This window comes from Streptomyces griseorubiginosus (assembly GCF_001514195.1).
Lineage (GTDB): Bacteria > Actinomycetota > Actinomycetes > Streptomycetales > Streptomycetaceae > Streptomyces > Streptomyces griseorubiginosus.
In genome coordinates, this window is the sequence record NZ_KQ948741.1 from 350,250 (window position 1) to 372,472 (window position 22,223).

General features: G+C 71.1%; 19 protein-coding genes and 2 pseudogenes. 16 read left to right on the forward strand and 5 right to left on the reverse strand.

Annotation, left to right across the window (positions count from 1 at the left end; all coding sequences use genetic code 11):
* The first annotated feature begins 121 nt into the window (after positions 1 to 121).
* The 10 genes from AQJ54_RS31690 to AQJ54_RS31730 all read left to right on the forward strand — a co-directional run bounded on the left by AQJ54_RS31690 (position 122) and on the right by AQJ54_RS31730 (position 8,466).
* Complete coding sequence (locus AQJ54_RS31690) at positions 122 to 1,069, forward strand: Rossmann-like and DUF2520 domain-containing protein (RefSeq protein WP_062033425.1); 948 nt, start codon at positions 122 to 124, stop codon at positions 1,067 to 1,069.
* Entirely contained in the window at positions 1,066 to 2,058 is a 993-nt protein-coding gene (gene panC / locus AQJ54_RS31695) for a pantoate--beta-alanine ligase (RefSeq protein WP_062242955.1), read from the forward strand. The genes AQJ54_RS31690 and panC overlap by 4 nt, the downstream gene beginning before the upstream one ends.
* On the forward strand, positions 2,055 to 3,770 hold the full coding sequence (locus AQJ54_RS31700; RefSeq protein WP_062242958.1) for an L-aspartate oxidase: 1,716 nt from the start codon (positions 2,055 to 2,057) through the stop codon (positions 3,768 to 3,770). Before panC ends, AQJ54_RS31700 begins: the two co-directional genes overlap by 4 nt.
* Positions 3,771 to 3,775: 5 nt before the next feature.
* Positions 3,776 to 4,753, forward strand: coding sequence for a carboxylating nicotinate-nucleotide diphosphorylase (gene nadC / locus AQJ54_RS31705; protein WP_062242960.1), 978 nt, complete (start codon positions 3,776 to 3,778; stop codon positions 4,751 to 4,753).
* A gap of 5 nt (positions 4,754 to 4,758) precedes the next feature.
* Complete coding sequence (locus AQJ54_RS31710) at positions 4,759 to 5,556, forward strand: type III pantothenate kinase (RefSeq protein WP_030323867.1); 798 nt, start codon at positions 4,759 to 4,761, stop codon at positions 5,554 to 5,556.
* Between the two features lie 204 nt (positions 5,557 to 5,760).
* A complete protein-coding gene (locus AQJ54_RS31715) occupies positions 5,761 to 6,561 on the forward strand; it encodes a hypothetical protein (protein WP_062242962.1) in 801 nt (266 codons plus the stop codon).
* Between the two features lie 82 nt (positions 6,562 to 6,643).
* Entirely contained in the window at positions 6,644 to 6,808 is a 165-nt protein-coding gene (locus tag AQJ54_RS45200; protein ID WP_030323861.1) for a hypothetical protein, read from the forward strand.
* 174 nt (positions 6,809 to 6,982) lie between these two features.
* A complete protein-coding gene (locus AQJ54_RS31720) occupies positions 6,983 to 7,351 on the forward strand; it encodes a BlaI/MecI/CopY family transcriptional regulator (RefSeq protein WP_020141079.1) in 369 nt (122 codons plus the stop codon).
* Positions 7,352 to 7,360: 9 nt separating this feature from the next.
* Entirely contained in the window at positions 7,361 to 7,909 is a 549-nt protein-coding gene (locus AQJ54_RS31725) for an amino-acid N-acetyltransferase (RefSeq protein WP_030323856.1), read from the forward strand.
* Positions 7,910 to 8,130: 221 nt separating this feature from the next.
* Positions 8,131 to 8,466 carry a histone-like nucleoid-structuring protein Lsr2 gene (locus tag AQJ54_RS31730; protein ID WP_020141081.1) on the forward strand — a complete coding sequence of 112 codons (336 nt, stop codon included), beginning with the start codon at positions 8,131 to 8,133 and terminating at the stop codon, positions 8,464 to 8,466.
* 35 nt (positions 8,467 to 8,501) lie between these two features.
* Here AQJ54_RS31730 and AQJ54_RS31735 read toward each other — a convergent pair.
* Positions 8,502 to 8,762 (reverse strand): annotated as a pseudogene (locus AQJ54_RS31735) (SCO3374 family protein); the annotation flags it as partial.
* A gap of 504 nt (positions 8,763 to 9,266) precedes the next feature.
* A pseudogene (locus AQJ54_RS31740) lies at positions 9,267 to 9,845 on the reverse strand (SCO3374 family protein); the annotation flags it as partial.
* A 261-nt stretch (positions 9,846 to 10,106) separates the two neighbouring features.
* Between AQJ54_RS31740 and AQJ54_RS31745 the strand changes: the two are divergent.
* Complete coding sequence (locus AQJ54_RS31745) at positions 10,107 to 12,632, forward strand: ATP-dependent Clp protease ATP-binding subunit (RefSeq protein ID WP_062033414.1); 2,526 nt, start codon at positions 10,107 to 10,109, stop codon at positions 12,630 to 12,632.
* Positions 12,633 to 12,699: 67 nt separating this feature from the next.
* On the opposite strand, the gene AQJ54_RS31750 is transcribed toward AQJ54_RS31745, so the two are convergent.
* Both AQJ54_RS31750 and AQJ54_RS31755 read right to left on the reverse strand, forming a co-directional pair.
* Positions 12,700 to 15,735, reverse strand: coding sequence for an NACHT domain-containing protein (locus AQJ54_RS31750; protein WP_062242965.1), 3,036 nt, complete (start codon positions 15,733 to 15,735; stop codon positions 12,700 to 12,702).
* Between the two features lie 55 nt (positions 15,736 to 15,790).
* Positions 15,791 to 16,444 (reverse strand): HAD family acid phosphatase, encoded by a 654-nt coding sequence (locus tag AQJ54_RS31755; RefSeq protein WP_062242968.1) that lies wholly within the window; start codon positions 16,442 to 16,444, stop codon positions 15,791 to 15,793.
* Positions 16,445 to 16,777: 333 nt separating this feature from the next.
* Between AQJ54_RS31755 and AQJ54_RS31760 the strand changes: the two genes are divergently transcribed.
* The gene (locus tag AQJ54_RS31760; RefSeq protein WP_062033405.1) at positions 16,778 to 17,323 is read left to right on the forward strand and encodes a M23 family metallopeptidase; all 546 of its coding nucleotides are present in this window, start codon (positions 16,778 to 16,780) and stop codon (positions 17,321 to 17,323) included.
* A gap of 49 nt (positions 17,324 to 17,372) precedes the next feature.
* On the opposite strand, the gene AQJ54_RS31765 is transcribed toward AQJ54_RS31760, so the two are convergent.
* Entirely contained in the window at positions 17,373 to 17,969 is a 597-nt protein-coding gene (locus AQJ54_RS31765) for a TetR/AcrR family transcriptional regulator (RefSeq protein WP_062033530.1), read from the reverse strand.
* A 143-nt stretch (positions 17,970 to 18,112) separates the two neighbouring features.
* Here AQJ54_RS31765 and AQJ54_RS31770 point away from each other — a divergent pair, with 143 nt between their 5' ends.
* From AQJ54_RS31770 to AQJ54_RS31785, 4 genes are all read left to right on the forward strand, one after another.
* Complete coding sequence (locus tag AQJ54_RS31770; RefSeq protein ID WP_062242971.1) at positions 18,113 to 19,687, forward strand: MDR family MFS transporter; 1,575 nt, start codon at positions 18,113 to 18,115, stop codon at positions 19,685 to 19,687.
* 776 nt (positions 19,688 to 20,463) lie between these two features.
* On the forward strand, positions 20,464 to 20,910 hold the full coding sequence (locus tag AQJ54_RS31775) for a helix-turn-helix transcriptional regulator (RefSeq protein WP_062243089.1): 447 nt from the start codon (positions 20,464 to 20,466) through the stop codon (positions 20,908 to 20,910).
* Positions 20,907 to 21,341: a VOC family protein gene (locus tag AQJ54_RS31780; protein WP_062033401.1), complete on the forward strand. Its 435-nt coding sequence runs from the start codon at positions 20,907 to 20,909 to the stop codon at positions 21,339 to 21,341. Before AQJ54_RS31775 ends, AQJ54_RS31780 begins: the two co-directional genes overlap by 4 nt.
* Positions 21,338 to 22,192, forward strand: a complete 855-nt coding sequence (locus AQJ54_RS31785) for a class I SAM-dependent methyltransferase (RefSeq protein ID WP_428843809.1) — start codon at positions 21,338 to 21,340, stop codon at positions 22,190 to 22,192. Before AQJ54_RS31780 ends, AQJ54_RS31785 begins: the two co-directional genes overlap by 4 nt.
* Positions 22,193 to 22,223 lie beyond the last annotated feature (31 nt).

Below are 22,223 nucleotides of genomic sequence, written 5' to 3' on the forward strand. Positions count from 1 at the left end.
CACCGCCCCGCGGCAACCCACAGCCTGTGGACAACCGGACGCCCCCGGAACCGATCGCGTTAACATGACGAGAAATCGTCCGGTACCCAGATGCGGACTGGAACGGGAAGGCCGCCGTCGAGTGAGTACAGCCCAACAGCCAGACAGCAAGGACCGCCCGGCGCGGCTCACCGTGGGCGTCGTCGGCGCCGGCCGGGTGGGTCCCGCGCTCGCCGCGTCCCTCCAGCTCGCCGGGCACCGCCCGGTGGCCGTCTCCGGGGTCTCCGACGCCTCCCGGCGGCGGGCCGAGCTGATGCTCCCGGACGTTCCGCTCGTCTCCCCCGCGGACGTCCTCCAGCGCGCCGACCTGGTCCTGCTGACCGTCCCCGACGACACCCTGCCCGGGCTCGTGGAGGGCCTGGCCGAGACCGGGGCGGTGCGGCCGGGACAGCTGCTCGTGCACACCTCCGGGCGGTACGGCGCCAGGGTCCTGGACCCCGCCCTGCGCGCGGGCGCCCTGCCGCTGGCCCTGCACCCGGCGATGACCTTCACCGGCACCCCGGTGGACGTCCAGCGCCTCGCCGGCTGCTCCTTCGGCGTCACCGCCCCCGAGGAGCTGCGGCTGGCCGCCGAGGCCCTCGTCATCGAGATGGGCGGCGAGCCCGAGTGGATCGAGGAGGCGAAGCGGCCGCTCTACCACGCGGCCCTCGCCCTCGGCGCCAACCACCTGGTCACCCTGGTCGCCCAGTCCATGGAGCTGCTGCGCTCGGCCGGCGTCGAGGCCCCGGACCGGATGCTCGGGCCGCTGCTCGGCGCTGCCCTCGACAACGCCCTGCGCTCCGGCGACGCGGCCCTCACCGGCCCCGTCGCGCGCGGGGACGCCGGCACCGTCGCCGCCCATGTCACCGAGTTGCGCAAGCACGCCCCGCAGACCGTCTCGGGCTATCTGGCGATGGCCCGCGCGACCGCCGACCGCGCGCTCGCCCACGGACTGCTGAAGCCGGAGCTCGCCGAGGACCTGCTCGGGGTACTCGCCGGCCAGACCGACGGCGCCGACGGGGCCCGCGGGTCGGAGGGAGACGCCCGATGAGCATCGCCGTGCTGCGCACCGCCGACGAACTGCACGCCCGCGCGCGCGTGGGCAGGCGGGCCGTCGTGATGACCATGGGCGCCCTGCACGAGGGCCACGCCACCCTGATCCGCACCGCGCGCGAGATCGCGGGGCCGCAGGGCGAGGTCGTCGTCACCGTCTTCGTGAACCCCCTCCAGTTCGGCGCCGGTGAGGACCTCGACCGCTATCCGCGGACCCTGGACGCCGACGTCAAGATCGCCGAGGCCGCCGGTGCCGACGCCGTCTTCGCGCCCTCCGTCGACGAGGTCTACCCGGGCGGCGAGCCCCAGGTGCGCATCAGCGCGGGCCCCATGGGGGAGCGCCTGGAGGGAGCCTCGCGCCCCGGCCACTTCGACGGCATGCTCACCGTCGTCGCCAAGCTGCTGCACCTCACCCGCCCCGACATCGCCCTGTACGGCCAGAAGGACGCCCAGCAGCTCGCCCTCATCCGCAGGATGGTGCGCGACCTGAACTTCGGCGTCGACATCGTCGGCGTGCCCACCGTGCGCGAGGACGACGGCCTGGCCATGTCCAGCCGCAACCGCTACCTCACCCCGCAGCAGCGCCGCACCGCGCTCGCGCTGTCCCGGGCCCTGTTCGCGGGCCGCGACCGGCACGCGGCCCAGGAGGCGCTGCGCGCGCGGGCCCGCGAGGTGCCCGCCACGCACGCGCGTGCCGAGGCCCTGAGCGCCCTCGGCGAGTCCCGCGCGGCCGCCGACGCGCACGCCGTCGCCAAGGCCCTCCCGGGCGCCCCCTCGGCCGTCCGCGCGGCGGCCCGGCTGGTCCTCGACGACGCCGCCCGCCAGGACCCGCCGCTCGCCCTGGACTACCTCGCGCTCGTCGACCCGTCCGACTTCGGCGAGATCGACGACGACTTCACCGGCGAGGCCGTCCTCGCCGTCGCCGCCCGGGTAGGGACCACCCGGTTGATCGACAACATCCCCCTGACCTTCGGAGCCGCCTCGTGACCAGCACAGGCATACGACTGCACGCGCCCGCCCCCGGGTGGTCCATCGACGCGGACGTCGTGGTCGTCGGCTCCGGTGTCGCCGGCCTCACCGCTGCCCTGCGCTGCGAGGCCGCGGGACTGAGGACCGTCGTCGTCACCAAAGCCCGCCTGGACGACGGCTCCACCCGCTGGGCGCAGGGCGGCATCGCGGCGGCCCTCGGCGAGGGCGACACCCCCGAACAGCACCTGGACGACACCCTGGTGGCGGGCGTGGGCCTGTGCGACGAGGAGGCCGTGCGGATCCTCGTCACCGAGGGCCCCGACGCCGTACGACGGCTCATCGCGACCGGCGCCCACTTCGACGAGTCCGAGGCCGGCGACCTGGAGCTCACCCGCGAGGGCGGACACCACCGGCGCCGGATCGCGCACGCCGGCGGTGACGCCACCGGCGCGGAGATCTCCCGGGCGCTCGTCGAGGCGGTACGCGCGCGTGGCCTGCGCACCATCGAGAACGCGCTCGTGCTCGACCTGCTGACCGACGCCGAGGGCCGCACGGCGGGCGTCACCCTGCACGTCATGGGCGAGGGCCAGCACGACGGCGTGGGCGCCGTGCACGCCCCCGCGGTCGTCCTCGCGACCGGCGGCATGGGTCAGGTGTTCTCCGCCACCACCAACCCGTCCGTGTCCACCGGCGACGGCGTGGCGCTCGCCCTGCGCGCGGGTGCCGAGGTCAGCGACCTGGAGTTCGTGCAGTTCCACCCCACCGTGCTGTTCCTCGGCGCGGACGCGGAGGGCCAGCAGCCGCTCGTCTCCGAGGCCGTGCGCGGCGAGGGCGCCCACCTGGTCGACGCCGACGGGGTGCGCTTCATGGTCGGGCAGCACGAACTGGCCGAGCTCGCGCCCCGGGACATCGTCGCCAAGGGCATCACCCGCCGTATGCAGGAGCGGGACGCCGAGCACATGTTCCTCGACGCCCGGCACTTCGGCGCCGACATGTGGGAGCACCGCTTCCCGACGATCCTCGCCGCCTGCCGCGCCCACGGCATCGACCCGGTCGCCGAGCCCATCCCGATCGCACCGGCCGCCCACTACGCCTCCGGCGGCGTGCGCACCGACTCCCGGGGCCGTACGACCGTCCCGGGCCTGTACGCGTGCGGCGAGGTCGCCTGCACCGGCGTGCACGGCGCGAACCGGCTCGCCTCCAACTCCCTCCTGGAGGGACTGGTCTACGCCGAGCGCATCGTCACCGACATCCTGGCGGCCCGCGACGACGACGGCCTCCACGCGCGCGTGCCCGCCCCCGTCGAGCAGCCCGAGCGGCCCGCGCACCCGCTGCTCGCGCCCGAGGCCCGGTTCGCGATCCAGCGGATCATGACCCAGGGTGCGGGTGTGCTGCGCTCCGCGGAGTCCCTCGCCCAGGCCGCCGACCGGTTGCAGCAGCTGCACACCGACGCCCGCGACGCCCTCGCCGAGAACGGCAAGACGGCCGAGCCCGGCGTCGACACCTGGGAGGCCACCAACCTCCTGTGCGTGGCCCGTGTCCTGGTCGCCGCCGCCCTCCGGCGGGACGAGACCCGGGGCTGCCACTGGCGCGAGGACCGGCCCGACCGCGACGACACGGCATGGCGCCGCCACATCGTCGTACGGCTGAATCCCGACCGGACCCTCGCCCTGCGCACCACCGATACCGCAGACTTCCCCCCGACCCGGCAGCACCTTCAGGAGCAGTGACACCAGTGAGCACCGACGACCTTCCCCTCGCCTCCACCGGCGGCTGCGGCGACGGCTGCGCCTGCGGCGCGGACGGCGACGCGGAGTACCTGGAGTGCGGGCTCGACCCCGCGCTCGCACAGCTCCTGGCCGACGCCGGGCTCGACCCCGTCGAGGTCGAGGACATCGCCAATGTGGCCATCCAGGAGGACCTCGCCCACGGCGTGGACGTGACGACCGTCGCGACCATCTCCGAGGAGGCCGTCGCCACCGCCGACTTCGTCGCGCGCGAGGCGGGCGTCGTGGCCGGCCTGCGGGTCGCCGAAGCGGTCTTCTCGGTGGTGTGCGAGGCCGAGTTCGAGGTGGAGCGGCACGTCGAGGACGGCGAGCGGGTCGAGGCCGGGCAGAAGCTGCTGTCGGTCACCACGCGCACGCGTGACCTGCTCACCGCCGAGCGCAGCGCGCTGAACCTGCTGTGCCGGCTGTCCGGCATCGCGACCGCCACGCGCGCGTGGGCGGACGCCCTGGACGGCACCAAGGCACGCGTGCGGGACACCCGCAAGACGACCCCCGGGCTCAGGTCGCTGGAGAAGTTCGCGGTCCGCTGCGGGGGCGGGGTCAACCACCGCATGTCGCTCTCCGACGCGGCCCTCGTCAAGGACAACCACGTGGTCGCCGCCGGTGGCGTCGCGCAGGCCTTCAAGGCCGTACGGGAGGCCTTCCCGGACGTGCCGATCGAGGTCGAGGTCGACACCCTGCACCAGCTGCGCGAGGTCGTGGACGCGGGTGCCGACCTGATCCTGCTGGACAACTTCACGCCCGGGGAGTGCGAGGAGGCGGTCGCGCTCGTGGACGGGCGGGCCGCGCTGGAGGCCTCCGGCCGGCTGACGCTGGGCAACGCGCGCGCGTACGCCGACACCGGCGTCGACTACCTCGCCGTGGGGGCGCTCACGCACTCCTCGCCGATCCTGGACATCGGTCTCGACCTGCGCGAGGCGGAGTAGTCGCCATGCTCCTCACCATCGACGTGGGCAACACGCACACCGTCCTCGGCCTGTTCGACGGCGAGGACATCGTCGAGCACTGGCGGATCTCCACGGACGCGCGCCGGACCGCGGACGAGCTGGCGGTGCTGCTCCAGGGCCTCATGGGCATGCACCCGCTGCTCGGGGACGAGCTGGGCGACGGCATCGACGGCATCGCGATCTGCGCGACCGTGCCGTCGGTGCTGCACGAGCTGCGTGAGGTGACGCGCCGGTACTACGGCGACGTGCCGGCCGTCCTGGTCGAGCCCGGGGTGAAGACGGGGGTGCCGATCCTCACCGACCACCCCAAGGAGGTCGGCGCCGACCGGATCATCAACGCGGTGGCGGCGGTGGAGCTGTACGGCGGGCCCGCGATCGTCGTGGACTTCGGTACGGCCACCACCTTCGACGCGGTGTCCGCGCGCGGGGAGTACGTCGGCGGGGTCATCGCGCCCGGCATCGAGATCTCCGTCGAGGCCCTCGGGGTCCGGGGCGCGCAGCTGCGGAAGATCGAGGTGGCCCGGCCGCGCAGCGTCATCGGCAAGAACACCGTCGAGGCGATGCAGTCCGGCATCATCTACGGCTTCGCCGGACAGGTCGACGGCGTGGTGAGCCGGATGGCCCGGGAGCTCGCGGACGACCCGGACGACGTGACGGTGATCGCCACGGGCGGCCTGGCACCGATGGTGCTGGGCGAGTCCTCGGTGATCGACGAACACGAGCCGTGGCTGACCCTGGTGGGACTCCGACTGGTGTACGAACGGAACGTCTCGCGGATGTGAGCGGCGGGGCGGCGGCGACGGCGGGGGTGGCAGGGGGGGCGCCTCCCAGGGCGCCTCGCCTCCCAGGGCGCCTCCCGCCCCGACCAGGACGCGCGGACCGGCATTGGGGTGGCCCGGCCGCGCCACACCCGCCCCCTATGTCGAATTTGTCTGATTAGCGCGTACTGTCGCCGCATGCCCACGCCATACGGATCCCGCGGCGGCATGGCGTTCGGCGCGGAGGAGCTGCGTGTGCTCCGCCGTGCTCTCGCCCTCGCCCTTCACCCCGCCCCCGCCTCGGCCGAGGACATCAAGGACTGCCACCGCCTCGCCGAGTCCCTCGACGAGGCCGTGCGCGAGGGTGCCCGGCTGCGCGCTTTCCTGGTCGCCGACCTCGGCCGGTACCGCGAAGCGCTGCCCGGCACCGCGGCCGGCTATCTCGCGCTCCTGGAGGAGGCGCTGGGCGCCGGCTACCGGCCAGGGCCCGACGACCTCGCCGCCCTCCGGGCGCTGCGCGGCAGCCCGGCCGCGGCGGCACTGCTGAGCCGCTGCCAGGTGCTGGCCGAACGGGACGTCAGGGCCCGCCTTGCGGGCGCCACGGCCGCCCGGCGCGCCCAGGCGGCCCCCGTGGTCCCCGCCTCCCGCACCCGCCTCCTCGCGCTCCCCGGCGGCCTTTCCGGAGGCGGCTCCGGAGTGCACTCCCGAGACGGCTCCGGGGTGCTTTCCCAAGACGGCTCCGGGGTACTTTCCCGAGACGGCTCCGGGGTACTTTCCCGAGACGGCTCCGGAGGGCTTCCCGGCGCTCCCACCGGAGTCGTCCGTGCCGGTCTCGCCGAGCAGGACGCCAAGGAGCCGCGGCGGGAGCCGGGCAAGGACCCGGCCAAGCCCCCGGTGAAGCCGGCGGAGAAACCCGCCCCCGCCGCCCCGAAGCCCTCCCGCCCCATCCCCACCCCGGGCGAGGTCTTCCCGCGCCGCAAGCCGACCCCGCCCTCGGCGAACCCGCCGCAGCAGCTGGCCGCCGGCTGAGCCTTCGGCCGGGGTCCGCCGCGCCGGCGTTCCAGGCGGACCCCGCCCGAGTTGTCCGAGTGCCCGTGGCTACTCTGGACGCATGGACTACGTCGCCGCGCTCGTGCCCCCGGTCGTCATGGCCGCGTTCTTCATCGGCCTGATCCGGGTGATCGTGAAGACCCAGGGCGGGGCCAACAAGGCCAAGGAGGACGCGGCCGTCGACGCCGCCCTCGCGCGCGCGGAGGCGGCCAGGCAGGCCGACTGACCGGCCCGCGCCCGCATCGGCGTACGACTCCCCGAAGCACCGTGCTTTCGGCGTCGTACGCCCTTTTTGTTGCCGTTTGACGTCTAAAGAGCACGTCCGTCACGCCGATAGCCGGATCTCCCACTATTGTGCTGAGCTGTGCCTCGCCCATTGGGAGAACTCGAAGACGCGGTCATGACGCGGGTGTGGAAGTGGAACCGCCCGGTCACCGTTCGGGAAGTCCTGGAAGACCTTCAGCAGGAACGGTCCATCGCGTACACCACCGTGATGACCGTTTTGGACAATCTCCATCAGAAGGGCTGGGTGCGTCGTGAGGCGGAAGGCCGGGCCTATCGATATGAGGCGGTCTCCACACGGGCCGCCTACGCCGCCGCACTGATGAACGACGCCTGGTCCCAGAGTGACAACCCCGCCGCCGCTCTCGTCGCCTTCTTCGGCATGATGAGCGAGGAACAGCGACAGGCACTCCAGGACGCCGTCCGCATCGTGCAGGGGCCGACCGTGGAGAACCCCGACTCGGCATCCCGGGACGGCGGGCGATAGCGTCCGCTCATGTCCGCGAAGACCCCCTCCGCCGAGAACCCCGAAGTCACCGCAAAAGCCATCACGGTCCGCCGGGCCCGCACCAGCGATGTCGCCGGCATCCGTAGGCTCCTCGACTCCTACGTCCGCGACCGCATCCTGCTCGACAAAGCGACGGTCACGCTTTACGAGGACATCCAGGAGTTCTGGGTCGCCGAGCGCGACGACAACGCCGAGCTGGTCGGCTTCGGTGCCCTGCACGTCATGTGGGAAGACCTCGCGGAAGTGCGCACTCTCGCGGTGAAGCCCGGCCTGAAGGGCGCCGGTGTCGGGCATCAGTTGCTGGAGAAGTTGTTGCAGACGGCCCGCTGGCTCGGCGTTCGTCGCGTTTTCTGTCTCACCTTCGAAGTGGACTTCTTCGGCAAGCACGGCTTCGTCGAGATCGGTGAGACACCTGTCGACACCGATGTCTACGCGGAGCTGCTGCGTTCCTATGACGAAGGCGTGGCGGAGTTCCTCGGTCTCGAACGAGTGAAACCGAACACCTTGGGCAACAGTCGGATGCTTCTGCATCTGTGATCGCCAAGGATTCCGGCGATCCGCCCTGCCCAGGTTCCCTATGTCCGAAACGCGCACGTTTCCGGACGAGGGGTCCCCGTTGGTCTCTCCCAGGGGTTTGTGTTTTCCAGGCAAAAGCGGTTTGCTTTCCGACGTAGTGCAGTACTGCATATAACAGGGGACGGCGAAACGGCGGACGCCGCAGACCCCCGGCCCTCAAGTATTGGATGAAAGGAAATCCGGTGGCACAGAAGGTTCAGGTCCTTCTTGTCGACGACATCGACGGCGGCGAGGCGGACGAGACTGTCACGTTCGCGTTGGACGGCAAGACGTACGAGATCGATCTCACGACCGCCAATGCGGACAAGCTCCGTGGCCTTCTCGACCCGTACGTGAAGGGTGGTCGTCGTACCGGGGGCCGTGCTTCGGGTGGGCGCGGAAAGGCGCGAGCCGCTTCCGGTGGCAGCCAGGACACCGCGCAGATCCGTGCCTGGGCAAAGGAGAACGGCATGGAGGTCAATGACCGCGGCCGTGTTCCGGCAAGCATTCGCGAGGCTTACGAGAAGGCCAACGCCTGATCGAAAGGTCTGTGCGGGTCAAGGCCTGCGAAGGCTTATGGCCGCGCGCGCAGCCGCAGCCGGTGGCACTGCGTTGCCACGGTGTGCACGACGCGCACGAGATCCGGGGGGCCGCCGACGCCCCCCAGCGCCGACATCGTCGGCAGCGAGGCCTCGACCTCGCACCCCGGCTCGGGGGGCCGCAGCCATACGGCGGCCCCCTGCAGGGTGCCCGGGCGGCCCAGGACGAGAGGCCGCACCCCGGCGCCGGAGCCCCCGCCGGAGAACTCCGCCGCCATGAGCCGGTCCGACCCGGAGGCCGCCGACCGCTCGCGCGACCAGTCCGACCCGGAGGCCGCCGACCACGCGTCGAACCCTTCCGCCCCGAGCGCCGAGGGTCGCCCGAGCGGCCCGTCCGGTTCGAGTGCCGACCAGTGCCCGCGTGACTCTTCTGGTCCGAGTGCCGGCCATCGCCCTCGTGACCCATTCGGGCCGAGTGCCGGCGATTGCCCATGCGGCTCTTCCGGTTCGGATGCCGGCCATTGCCCACGCGGCCCGTCCTGTCCGCATGCCGACCACTGCCCGTGCGACGCGTCCGGTTCGAGTGCCGACCGTCGCCCCTGTGGCCCGTCCGGTCGTCGTCCCGGCATCGAGTTCCGTACGGCTTCCACGACCCCGGTTGTGTCCCCGTCTGCGCCCCCAGTTGCTTCCCCGTGCGCCGGCCGCTCCCTTCGCCCGGTCGGTCCCGGATCGTGGTCCCGCCCTGCCGTCCCGCGGACGGTCGCGCCCTGTGTCTGGGCCCGCCCTGCCTCCGGCAGGAGGCTTCGCGGCGGCGCCGGTGCCTCCATGGAGTCGCCCTGGCCCAGCGCGCGCAGGTCGAGCGGGAGAGCGCCCCACTCCAGCCACTCCAGGATGCCCGGCAGTTCCTCCGCGCTGCCCGCCGCGACCAGCAGGAGGAGCCGGTCGCCCTGGACGGCCACGGGCGAGCCGGCGGTCAGATGGCGCAGGGCCGCGTGCCCGGCGGCGGCCGGGATGTCCAGCACATCGAAACGCAGGCCCACTCTGATCCGTACAGAAGAGCCCGGGGACTTCTCGGGCACCGTCGGCCAGCCGAGTTCGTTCTCGTACCAGCGGCGTACCGGATCGTCGCCGGAGGCGGTCGCGTCGGGCGGCCGACGGGGAGACGGGACCGTCGTGAGGTCCGCGGTGAACGGGAGGTGGCCGACCATGCCAAGTGCAACCGTCCCGACCGCCCGCGAGTTACGCTGGGTACACCTGTGTGTGCGCAGAGTGTTCGCCAGGGGGGCTTGCGGGGGTTCGGTACGGCGCGAGGTTGTTCGCCCATAGCGGAGGGACGGGGGGCGCGTGGCATGGAGTGTCAGTGCGAGCGGGTAAGACATCCCTAGTGGGAGGGGGCGACACGCAGTACGGGCTGTCTCACGTTCGCCAACGGCGTACTGGCGACTGGGGTAACTGCCTGGCCTGCGGGAACATCGTCTCGCACCATCGGGTTGGAGCAGATGTCGGCGTTAGCGGGGTCAGGAGGCCATCGACGGTGTCGGCAGTTGGAATGAGCGGTCCCCGCTTGCGGGACTAAGCTGCGGAAGGACAGGGAGGGGAAGTTCCCCCCACTGCCTGACCGCTCTGAGGAGCGATTAACGATGTTCGAGAGGTTCACCGACCGCGCGCGGCGGGTTGTCGTCCTGGCTCAGGAAGAAGCCCGGATGCTCAACCACAACTACATCGGCACCGAGCACATCCTCCTGGGCCTGATCCACGAGGGTGAGGGTGTCGCCGCCAAGGCCCTTGAGAGCCTCGGGATTTCGCTCGAGGCGGTCCGCCAGCAGGTGGAGGAGATCATCGGCCAGGGCCAGCAGGCCCCGTCCGGGCACATCCCCTTCACCCCCCGTGCCAAGAAGGTCCTGGAGCTGTCGCTCCGCGAGGCCCTCCAGCTCGGGCACAACTACATCGGCACGGAGCACATCCTGCTCGGCCTGATCCGCGAGGGCGAGGGCGTCGCCGCCCAGGTCCTGGTCAAGCTGGGCGCCGATCTCAACCGGGTGCGGCAGCAGGTCATCCAGCTGCTCTCCGGCTACCAGGGCAAGGAGACCGCCACCGCCGGCGGGCCTGCCGAGGGCACCCCCTCGACGTCCCTGGTCCTCGACCAGTTCGGCCGGAACCTCACCCAGGCCGCTCGTGAGTCCAAGCTCGACCCGGTCATCGGGCGCGAGAAGGAGATCGAGCGGGTCATGCAGGTGCTGTCCCGCCGTACCAAGAACAACCCGGTCCTGATCGGTGAGCCCGGCGTCGGCAAGACCGCCGTCGTCGAGGGCCTCGCCCAGGCCATCGTCAAGGGCGAGGTGCCCGAGACCCTCAAGGACAAGCACCTCTACACCCTGGACCTCGGCGCGCTGGTCGCCGGCTCCCGCTACCGCGGTGACTTCGAGGAGCGCCTGAAGAAGGTCCTCAAGGAGATCCGCACCCGCGGCGACATCATCCTGTTCATCGACGAGCTGCACACGCTGGTCGGTGCGGGTGCCGCCGAGGGCGCCATCGACGCCGCTTCGATCCTGAAGCCGATGCTGGCCCGCGGTGAGCTCCAGACCATCGGTGCCACCACGCTGGACGAGTACCGCAAGCACCTGGAGAAGGACGCGGCCCTCGAGCGCCGCTTCCAGCCCATCCAGGTCGCCGAGCCCTCGCTCCCGCACACCATCGAGATCCTCAAGGGTCTGCGCGACCGGTACGAGGCCCACCACCGGGTCTCCATCACCGACGAGGCCCTCGTCCAGGCCGCGACCCTGGCCGACCGGTACATCTCGGACCGCTTCCTGCCGGACAAGGCGATCGACCTGATCGACGAGGCCGGTTCCCGGATGCGCATCCGCCGGATGACCGCGCCGCCGGACCTCCGCGAGTTCGACGAGAAGATCGCCGGTGTCCGCCGGGACAAGGAGTCCGCGATCGACTCGCAGGACTTCGAGAAGGCCGCCTCCCTCCGCGACAAGGAGAAGCAGCTCCTGGCCGCCAAGGCCAAGCGGGAGAAGGAGTGGAAGGCCGGCGACATGGACGTCGTCGCCGAGGTCGACGGCGAGCTGATCGCCGAGGTCCTCGCGACCGCCACCGGCATCCCGGTCTTCAAGCTGACCGAGGAGGAGTCCTCGCGTCTGCTGCGCATGGAGGACGAGCTCCACAAGCGGGTCATCGGCCAGGTCGACGCCGTCAAGGCGCTGTCGAAGGCGATCCGTCGTACGCGTGCGGGCCTCAAGGACCCGAAGCGTCCCGGTGGTTCGTTCATCTTCGCCGGCCCGTCCGGTGTCGGTAAGACCGAGCTGTCCAAGGCGCTCGCCGAGTTCCTCTTCGGTGACGAGGACGCGCTGATCTCCCTCGACATGTCGGAGTTCAGCGAGAAGCACACGGTCTCGCGGCTCTTCGGTTCGCCCCCCGGTTACGTGGGCTACGAAGAGGGCGGCCAGCTGACCGAGAAGGTGCGGCGCAAGCCGTTCTCGGTGGTCCTCTTCGACGAGGTCGAGAAGGCCCACCCGGACATCTTCAACTCGCTGCTGCAGATCCTGGAGGACGGTCGTCTGACCGACTCCCAGGGCCGGGTCGTGGACTTCAAGAACACGGTCATCATCATGACGACCAACCTCGGCACCCGGGACATCTCCAAGGGCTTCAACCTGGGCTTCGCGGCCTCAGGTGACAAGAAGACCAACTACGAGCGCATGAAGAACAAGGTCTCGGACGAGCTCAAGCAGCACTTCCGGCCCGAGTTCCTCAACCGCGTCGACGACGTGGTCGTCTTCCCGCAGCTGACCCAGGACGACATCCTCGCGATCGTCGACCTGATGATCGGCAAGGTCGACGAGCGCCTCAAGGACCGGGACATGGGCATCGAGCTCTCCCAGTCCGCCAAGGAACTGCTCTCCAAGAAGGGTTACGACCCCGTCCTGGGCGCGCGGCCGCTGCGTCGCACGATCCAGCGCGAGATCGAGGACACCCTCTCGGAGAAGATCCTCTTCGGCGAGCTGCGCCCCGGTCACATCGTGGTCGTGGACACCGAGGGCGAGGGCGAGACCCAGACCTTCACCTTCCGCGGTGAGGAGAAGTCGGCACTGCCCGACGTCCCGCCGATCGAGCAGGCGGCCGGCGGTGCCGGTCCGAACCTGAGCAAGGAGGCGTAGCCCTTAGGGGAGACGTCCAGTGAGGGGCCGGTGCCTTCGGGTGCCGGCCCCTTTCGCATGGCTGTCGCTATCGCTCGAGCAGCCTGACGGCCACTCCGGGCGGGAACAGCCCGGAGTAGCGGGACAGCGGGAAGGCGTGCCCCGGCATGTTCTGGAGAGCCACCGAGTGGAGATTCGGGAGGCGGTGTGCCAGCACAGAGAGGTCCTCGGTGCCGAGCAGTCCCGTGACCCGCAGCACCTTGACCGTGGGCAGCTCCGGCAGGTGATCGAAGGAGCGTGGCAGTTCGCGCAGGAGCCGGGCGTGCAGATGGAGTTGCTTGAGGCGGGGCAGCGCGGCCACCGACTGCCAGTCGGCCGCCGTCAGCTCCGTCGTCAGCGGCCCGAGGCTGAGGTCCACGAGCTCGGTCCAGTGCTCCAGGCCGCGCAGGCCGGTGTGCGTCGTGGCGTGCCGACCGAGGAACAGGTAGGTCAGGTGCGCGTCCACGGGCAGGACCTCGGTGAGGCTGTGGCCCGGGAGTTCCTGTTCCAGGGTGAGCCTTCGCAGTGAGCGCAGGGACGCGAGGCCGGTCAGGTCGGCGATCTGGCCGCAGATGAGCTCGGTGAGCGGGAGGTCCGCGAGGCGGTCCAGGCCGCGCGCCTGGGTGCAGCGGGCCAGGAGCAGGTTGTGCAGGGAGCCGAAGGGCAGCAGGGCGCCCAGGTCGGTGAGGCCGGTGTTGTCGCGCAGGTCGAGCAGTGTCACGTCCTCGGGGGCCCGGACGGCGGCCAGGATCTCCTCGACGGGATGCTCGCCCTTGAAGGCGAGCCCACTCCAGGGCCGCATCCCGGGCAGAGCGGCCCGCTGCTCGGCCGACTCACAGGTGAGGTAGAGGCCATGGCGAGGCAGATGGTCCAGCACCTCCGCCGCATACCGCGCGGTGTCGAAGCGACTCCAGGTTCCGGCGAGTTGCCGACGTACCTCCAGGTCGCCGTGCTCCCGGAACCGCCGCAGCACCCCGAGAGCGCCCTCGGGTTCCTCCGTGCCCAGCAGCGAGGCGGTGATCGTGACGCCCAGTGCCTGCCGGTGCGACAGACGATCCGGCCCCGGCAACAACTCCAGCACCAGTGGACCGGCCTCCGCCAGAGCCCGCGCGTCCTCCTTCGACGCCGGCGGGATCAGGGCCGCCGCGCGCCGCTCCACCTCCGCCCGCACGGCCGCGTCCAGCGCCGGGGCGTGCTCCAGACAGGCCAGCGCGAGCAAGGTCAGCCGGGGGACGTCCCTGGCGAGCAGTTGCCGTAGCAGAGAAGCCCGTTCGCGGGGGCGGGCGTGGGCCACCGCCATGCGGATGACGTCCTCCCACTGGGTGTCGTCCGCGCGGCCGGCGAGGACGTCGAGGTGGCCCTCCTCCACGGCGTAGCGGGCGCCCAGGTAGTCCTGGAAGGTGCGGTGGACGAAGTCCACTACGCCGTCGGCAGGTTGGCGGAGCAGGCCGCTGCGCAGGAGCAGGTCGTGCAGGACCGCGCCGGCGGGGCCCCGCAGGCCGAGGGCGGGGAGGCAGCGGTCCACGATCGCCTCGGCGGTCTCCACCTCCATCTCGGTGCGCCCGCTCAGCACCAGCGCGTACGCGAGGCGTTGGATCAGCTCCAGCTGGGTCTCCTCGCCCAGTTCCAGCTCCAGACCCCGCTCCCGGTCGCGGCGCGCGAGCAGCATGGTGAGGGCGGCGTCGTACAACTCCTTGCGCCCTGTGGGGAGATAGCCCCGCCGTTCGCGGTGCAGGGCGCAGATCAGGCCGCACATCAGGGGGTTGGTGGCCAGGCGGGCCAAATCGCGTTTGGTGCGCAGGGAGTCCAGGAGCGGGGTCTCGTACTCGGGGGCTCCGGCCGCGGTGTGCCAGCGGTGGACGAAGGTCGCCACGTCCGGGCGGCGCATGGGGGCCAGGGTGAGCTCCCCGAAGCCCTCGGCGGCGAGCCAGTCGGGGCGGACGGCGGTCGGGCGGGAGGTCAGGAGCCAGCGGTTGCCGGGGTAGGCGCGGATGAGGGACAGAAGCCAGTCGCGGGTGCGGTGGCGGTCGGCGGCCGGGATCTCGTCCAGGCCGTCGACGAGGACCAGGCCGCGGCCCGCCGTCAGGACGCGTTCCGTCCAGCCCTCCGGCGGGGTCAGGGGGCAGCTCACGGCGGTCAGGAAGTCGGCGGGGGAGGGGAGGGACCCCGCGCGGATCAGGGTGCGCAGGGGCAGGACGTACGGCACTCCGCTGCCGTCCCGGGCCGCCGTGACCGCCAGCCACTGCACGAGGGTGGTCTTGCCGGAGCCCGCGTCGCCGCGCAGCAGGACCCGGTCGTGGGCGAGCAGGGCTTCCTCGGCGCGGACCCGCAGCGTCAGCGGGCCCCCGGGGTGTTCCTCGGTAAGGGGGCCCTCCTCCGCCGTGGTCGCCTCCAGGCTGAGGTACGCCACTTCGAGGGGCCAGCGGTCGGGGGAGTCGCGCAGGTCGATGCCGTAGATGGTGATGTGGCGGTGGCGGTCGGCGACGTACGGGAGGTAGCGCCGTTCGAAGTCGCGGTCCACGGCACCGGGGCGGGGGGTGCGGGCGAGCAACTCGTCCGTTTTCGAAATGAGTTCGGCCTGGGATCGGGTCTGCTCGACGAGGGTGCGGGCCACGAAGGTGGATCTGCGGGTGAAGAACTCCAGGATCTGGAGGCAGGCCCACTCGGTGGCCGAGTCGAGGAAGTACCCGGCGTCCGTGGACAGGCCGGCGGGAGAGGGGGCCGCGCGGCCGAGGACGCGCGCCAGTTCCCGGTGGCCGAGGCCGACCGCCTGTACGTCGTCCATCTCCAGGTCGCCCAGGGCCAGCAGCCGGGCTGTCAGGGCCTCGGCGACGGCCGCTTCCTCGTCGGCCGGGAAGGGAGGTTCGCCGGGGGAGTCGGTGGCCGCGCGGACCAGGCCGTCGGCGAGGGCGCGGACCTCCTTCTCGCCCAGGGTGCGCTTCTCGCCCCGGAAGGAGACCAGGGCCGAGAGCCGGACCGGTCTGTCGACCAGGCCGGCGCCCGGGCCGTCGGGCCGGAAGAGTTTCCGTACCAGTTGACCGACCAGAGCGGACGCCAGCTTGCTGCCGAGTACCGCGGGCTCCATCCGCCACCCCCGTGTGTGCCAGTGCGCGGACGGAGCCTAACCGGGCGGCCGGGGATCAGGACAACTGGCCGTCGTAGTCCGGGAGTTTGAAGGTCTTCTCGGCGTGGCCGCCCGACAGGTCGGTGGCGCTGTTGCCGATGTTCGCGATGATCGTGTAGCCCTTGTTCTCGATGTCGACGCGCTTGTCCGTCTTGTAGGTGGCGACGTCCTTGAAGAGGTCGATGAAGTTGCGGACGTAGAGGCCGCTCACCTGGTAGCCGACCTGCTTGAGGTTGTACTCGGTGGCCGAGCCGATGATGTCGGGGCGGGCGGTCACGAAGAACAGGGAGACGCCGTGCTCCTGGGCGTACTTCGCGACGTTGAGGACGGGCTTGTTGGCCGGCGCGGGGTAGCTGAAGCCGAAGTCGCTCTCCAGGGCGGTGTTGTCGATGTCGAGGACGATCGCCTGCTTCTCGCCGGGCTTCGTCGCGGCGATACGGGTCTTCAGGTACGGCAGGGCCTGGTCCATCACGGCCTGGCAGTCGGCCTGCCAGGTGGCGTAGTCGACCTTGGCGGCGGCGGCCGTGGCGGTCGTGGAGGCGCTCTGGCTCGTGGTCGATGTCGTCGCCGACGTCGTGGCGGCCTCGGCGGGTACGGCCAGGGCGACCAGGGCGGCCGCGGCGACGGCGCCGACAGCGGTGTGGCGAGCCCAGGGGCGTCTGCTGCTCATATCGGTGGGGGTCCTCTCACGTCCGAAAGCCGTTGTCCGGTGCATGGTGCGGGGCGAGGGTGACGCGAGGGGAACCGTAGGGTTACCAGCGGTAAGTAGCCAGAGACGGGCGTCACATCGGGAGGTGTTTAAAACGGCGTCTCCGGTGACATGACGCACAGGCGATTTGTCCGTTACTAGGGGGATTAGTGGCGAGAGGTGCGGGAGCGAGGCGTATCAGTCGCCAATGTCTGGACTTATTACTACGAACCGTCGTAGATGGCTGGTTTTGGGGTGCGCGTGCCTCGGGGTTACCAATGCCTTTCCGTTTTCCCCGACCCCCCGAGGTTCCTGATGTTCCAGCGCGTCTCCCCCCGCTCCTCCCGTACGACCCTGCTCCGTGCCCGGGTGGCCGTCCTGGCCGCGTCCGTGGGCGCGTCGGCCGTGCTCGGAGCCGGAGTCGCCTCGGCCGCGGCCAAGCCCTCCTGGGTGGACCCGGTCAAGAAGTACACGCTCAGCGCGACCTTCGCGCAGGCCGGCGGCATGTGGCAGTCCACCCACAGCGGGCAGGACTTCGCGGTGCCGAGCGGGACGAAGGTCGTCGCCGCGCACGGCGGGACCGTCGTGAAGGCGGGCCCCGGCGGTGCCGGTGACGGGTCCGCCTACGGCAACGCCATCGTGATCAAGCACGGCAACCGGACGTACTCGCAGTACGCCCACCTCTCGCGGATCAACGTCAAGGTCGGCCAGGTCGTCAAGACCGGTCAGCGCATCGCCCTGTCCGGCAACACCGGCAACTCCAGCGGCCCGCACCTGCACTTCGAGATCCGCACGACGGCGAACTACGGCTCGGCGATAGACCCGGTGGCGTTCCTTCGGGCCAAGGGTGTGAAGGTCTGAGGCGTCGTCTCGGCGGCCCCGCGGCCGGCAGTGCTCCGGCTGCCCGGGGCTACTCGTCGCCGCCGCCCCCGTGGGCCTGGGTGATCAGGTCCGTGGCCACCTCCAGGACCGCCTTGCGCTTGGACTCCTGGTCGCCGTCCAGGTCCTGGAGGAGGAACATCCCCGCGTGCAGCGTGAAGAGCGCGCTGACGGAACGGACCTGGGCGACCAGGTCGGCGTCCGGGTCGACGACGATCTCGCGCAGCCCCTGCATGCGCTCCTTGAAGGTCTCGCCGATGCGCAGTTCCCGGACCGTCGCCTGGTTCTCCTGCATGAAGCGGAACAGCTTGGTCGCCCCGCTCAGGATCTCGCTGTAGCGCCGGATGATCTCCTGCTTGGTCTCCAGCGTGTGGGGCTGCTGCCTGCCCCACTCGATCAGGTCGAGGATCGGCTGCGTCAGGTCGTCGTAGACGCTGACGAGAATCTCTTCCTTGGTCTTGAAGTGGTAGTACAGCGCCGCCTTGGTGACGTCCAGGTGCTCGGCGATCTCCCGCAGGGACGTCTTCTCGTACCCCTGCTCGGCGAAGAGTTCGAGGGCCACGTCCTGGATGCGCTGGCGCGTGTTGCCGCGGCGCTGCTGCTTCGTGCGGTCCATCGTGCCGCCCATCCTCATGCCTCTCGGCTTTCCATGAAACTTACTTGACGCCCGGCTAGTAAGGCGTCTACCTTCCCCAGTGTAGACAACTAGCCGGGCGGCAAGTAAGTGCCCCGGCGGGGGAAGTACGCAGAAGCTTCAGGGGAGTGGGAACGATGGCGGACACACAGACGGTCGAGACGGAACCGGACAAGGAGCCGGCCAAGCAGCGCAGCGTACGGGTCGTCCTGCTCGCGCTGATGATCACCATGATGCTCGCGATGCTCGACAACATGATCGTGGGCACCGCGATGCCGACGATCGTCGGTGAGCTCGGCGGCCTCGAGCACCTGTCCTGGGTGGTGACGGCGTACACGCTCGCCACGGCCGCCGCGACCCCGATCTGGGGCAAGCTCGGCGACATGTACGGCCGCAAAGCCACCTTCATGACCTCGATCGTGATCTTCCTGATCGGCTCCGCGCTCAGCGGCATGGCCCAGGACATGGGCCAGCTCATCGGGTTCCGGGCCGTGCAGGGCCTCGGCGCCGGTGGTCTGATGGTCGGTGTCATGGCGATCATCGGTGACCTGATCCCGCCCCGGGAGCGGGGCAAGTACCAGGGCATGATGGCCGGCGTCATGGCGCTCGCGATGATCGGTGGCCCGCTGGTCGGCGGCACGATCACCGACAACTGGGGCTGGCGCTGGTCCTTCTACATCAACCTGCCGCTCGGCGTGGTCGCCCTCGGCCTCATCAGCGTCGTGCTGCACCTGCCGAAGAAGCGGGCCAAGGCGGGCATCGACTACCTCGGCGTGGTCCTGCTGACCGTCGGCATCACCTCCATCGTGCTCGTCACCACCTGGGGCGGTACCGAGTACGCCTGGACCTCCGCGCGGATCATGGAGCTGATCGGCATCGGCGTCGCCGCGCTCATCGGGTTCGTGTTCTGGCAGACCAAGGCGGCCGAGCCGATCGTGCCGCTGCACATCTTCCGCAGCCGCAACTTCACGCTGATGTCGCTGATCGGCTTCATCACCGGCTTCGTGATGTTCGGCGCGACCCTCTTCCTGCCGCTGTACCAGCAGTCGGTCCAGGGGGCCTCCGCGACCAACTCCGGGCTGCTGCTCCTGCCGATGCTCGGCGCGATGCTGGTGACCTCGATGGTCGCGGGCCGGGTCACCACCAACACCGGGCGCTACTACGTCTTCCCGGTGGTCGGCAGTGTCCTGATGGTCGTCGGGCTGTACCTGCTGTCCACGATGGACACCGGGACCTCGCGGTTCACCTCCGGTGTGTTCATGGCCGTGGTCGGGTTCGGCATGGGCTGCCTGATGCAGATCACCATGCTGGTCGCGCAGAACAGCGTGGAGATGAAGGACATGGGCGTCGCGTCCTCCTCCACCACCCTGTTCCGTACGCTCGGCTCGTCCTTCGGTGTCGCCATCATGGGCGCGCTGTTCAACAACCGGGTCCAGGACGTCATGTCCGAGCGGGCCGGCGCGCTGGGCTCCAAGGTGACCGAGCAGTCCGCGCAGCTCGACGCGGCGAGCCTGGCGAAGCTGCCGGCGGCGGCGCGGGAGGCGTACCAGTACGCCGTCTCGGCCGGCACCCACTCGGCGTTCCTGCTCGGCTCGATCGTGGCCGTGCTCGCGCTGGTGGCGGCGGTGTTCGTCAAGGAGGTCCCGCTGAAGGGCGCGGGCCCGCAGAAGCCGACCGAGGACGCGGCACCGGCTCCGCTGGTCGAGGTCTGAACGCCCGACGGCCGGTCCGCCGAGCTTGCCCGAACGGCCCACGGCCGGTCCGCCGAGCTTGCCTGGGCCGGACCTGCTGAGTCCGCTCGGCCGGGCCCGCCGAGGTCTCTCCTACGGAGGCCTGAGCGCCCCTCCTGAAACTGAAGGCCCCCGGATGGTGTCCGCCCCGGGGGCCTTCGCCATGCGGAGGGCGTTCCGCTGCGTCTGGGCTTCGCCGTGCGGTGTCGAGGCGGGCGGTGTACCCGGCGTTCGCGCCGTACCGAGGGGCTTTTGCCGCACGCGGGCTTCGCCGTGCCATTTGTAGGCGTGTGCTGTGTCCGGGGTTTTTCGCCGTGCCTCGCGCGTTGCCCACGTCCCAGGCTTCGCTGATCCCGGCCCGTGCCGACCCGGGCCCGCACTGTGGCTGGGGCTCGCGCCGTACCCGCTCGACCCCGTCGCCGACCTGCCCCGGCTCGACGGTCCCCAGGCCCGTGCCGGCCAAGGGTTCGCGCCCTTCCTCGCGCCTTGCCCGCGATCCCGCGCCTTCCGACGCCCCGGCTTCGCCGTCCCAGGCCCGCGCCATGCCTGACGTTCTCGACAACCCCACCCGGCCCCCCGGCCCCGGGCCTTCGCCACACGCCGGCCGTCTCACCCCCGCCTCGGGCCTCGTCGGCCGTCACGCGCCCGAGGCCTTCCCGCCCCCACCCCCCTCCCCAGCCCACCCCCCACTGTCAGTACCGCATGTCACCATCGGGTTCGTGGACAGGAACCGGCAGTTGCGGCTTGCCAAGGACGTCATGGACCGGGACTGGGCGGATCCGGAACTCGACCTGGGTGCCGTTGCCGCGCGTGCCGGGTACTCGCGGTATCACTTCATCCGGGCCTTCAAGGAGGCGTACGGCGAGACGCCCGGCCAGTACCTCACGCACCGGCGGATCGAGCGGGCCGAGGAGATGCTGCGCGGGGCCGATCTGAGCGTCACCGAGATCTGCCACCTGGTCGGGTTCAGCAGCCTCGGCACCTTCTCCGCCCGCTTCAAGACGCGCACCGGACTCACCCCGAGCGCGTACCGGACCACGTACGTGGGCCGCGGCGCCGCCCTGATCCCCGGGTGCTTCGCCATGCTGTGGGCCGGCGGCTTCCCGGCCGCGCACACCGCAACTTCGAAGAAGCGCCCCGGTTCCTCCGCTGCCTACGGTGAGGAACAGGACAGCGGAAGCGGACCGGAGGGAACAGAGCCATGATCCTGGGGCTGGGCATCACCACCGTGTGGACCTTCGACCAGCAGCGCACCAAGGCCTTCTTCACCGAGAAACTGGGCTTCGAGGTGCGCAGCGAGGTCTCCATGGGCGACATGCGGTGGGTCACCGTCGGGGCGAAGGGACAGGAGGGCGTCGAGCTCGCCCTGATGAGCCTGGACGGACCGGGGCTGGACCCCGAGTCCTCCGAGGCGCTGAAGAAGCTGGTCGGCAAGGGGATCATGGGCGCCGGCGCGTTCCGGACCGACGACTGCCGAGGGGACTACGAGACGTTCCGGGCGCGCGGGGTCGAGTTCATCCAGGAGCCGCAGGAGCGGCCGTACGGCATCGAGGCGATCTTCCGCGACGACAACGGCAACTGGTTCTCCCTGACCCAGCGCAGCGATGAGCTGGACTTCTCGAAGGACTGGGCGTGACGGGTACCGGGGAGGACCTGGCCACGGCGGACCACACCGCCGTACGTGTCGCCCTGTGGCGGGCCCTCCATGTGCGCGCGGACCCGCCGCCGCATGTGCTGGCCGACGAGATCGGGCTGCGGCTCGCCGCACCGGACGACGGCTGGCGCGACCGGCCCGACATGGACGTGGACGCCACGCGCCGCACCCGGGCGTCGATCGTGGCCCGGACCCGGTTCGTGGAGGACCTCGTCCTGGAGCGGGGCGTGGACCAGTACGTCGTCCTCGGCGCCGGTCTCGACACCTTCGCCCAGCGTCGCCAGGAGCAGGCGGAAGCCGCCGGGCTGCGGGTCTTCGAGGTCGACCGGCCGGGTCCGCAGGCCTGGAAGCGACGGCGGCTGGAGGAGCTCGGGTTCGGTGGCCCGCCGTGGCTGCGGCTCGTGCCGGTCGACTTCGAGGGGGACTGGTGGGACCGGCTGGCCGCGGCGGGGTTCGATCCGGGGCGCCCCGCGGTGGTGGCGTCCACGGGCGTCACCATGTACCTCACCCGGGAGGCCAACGCGTCCACGTTCCGCCTGGTCGCCGGGCTCGCCCCCGGGTCCCTGTTCGTGACGACCTTCCTGCGGCCGCCGGCGGACGTCGAGCCGGAACAGCGGCCCCAGCTGGAGGCGGCCGTGGCGGGAGCCCGGGCAGCGGGCACACCGTTCCTGAGCTTCTTCCGGCCTGCCGAGATCCAGGCCCTGGCCCGCGAGTCCGGCTTCCGCGAGGTCCGGCATGTGCCGGTGGAGGAGCTGGACCGGCGCTATTTCGAGGGCCGGACGGACGGCGTACGGCCGTCCAGAGGCGAGGAGCTGCTGGTGGCGGGCACCTGAGTCGGCGGCAGGAGCTGTTGGTGGCGGGCAC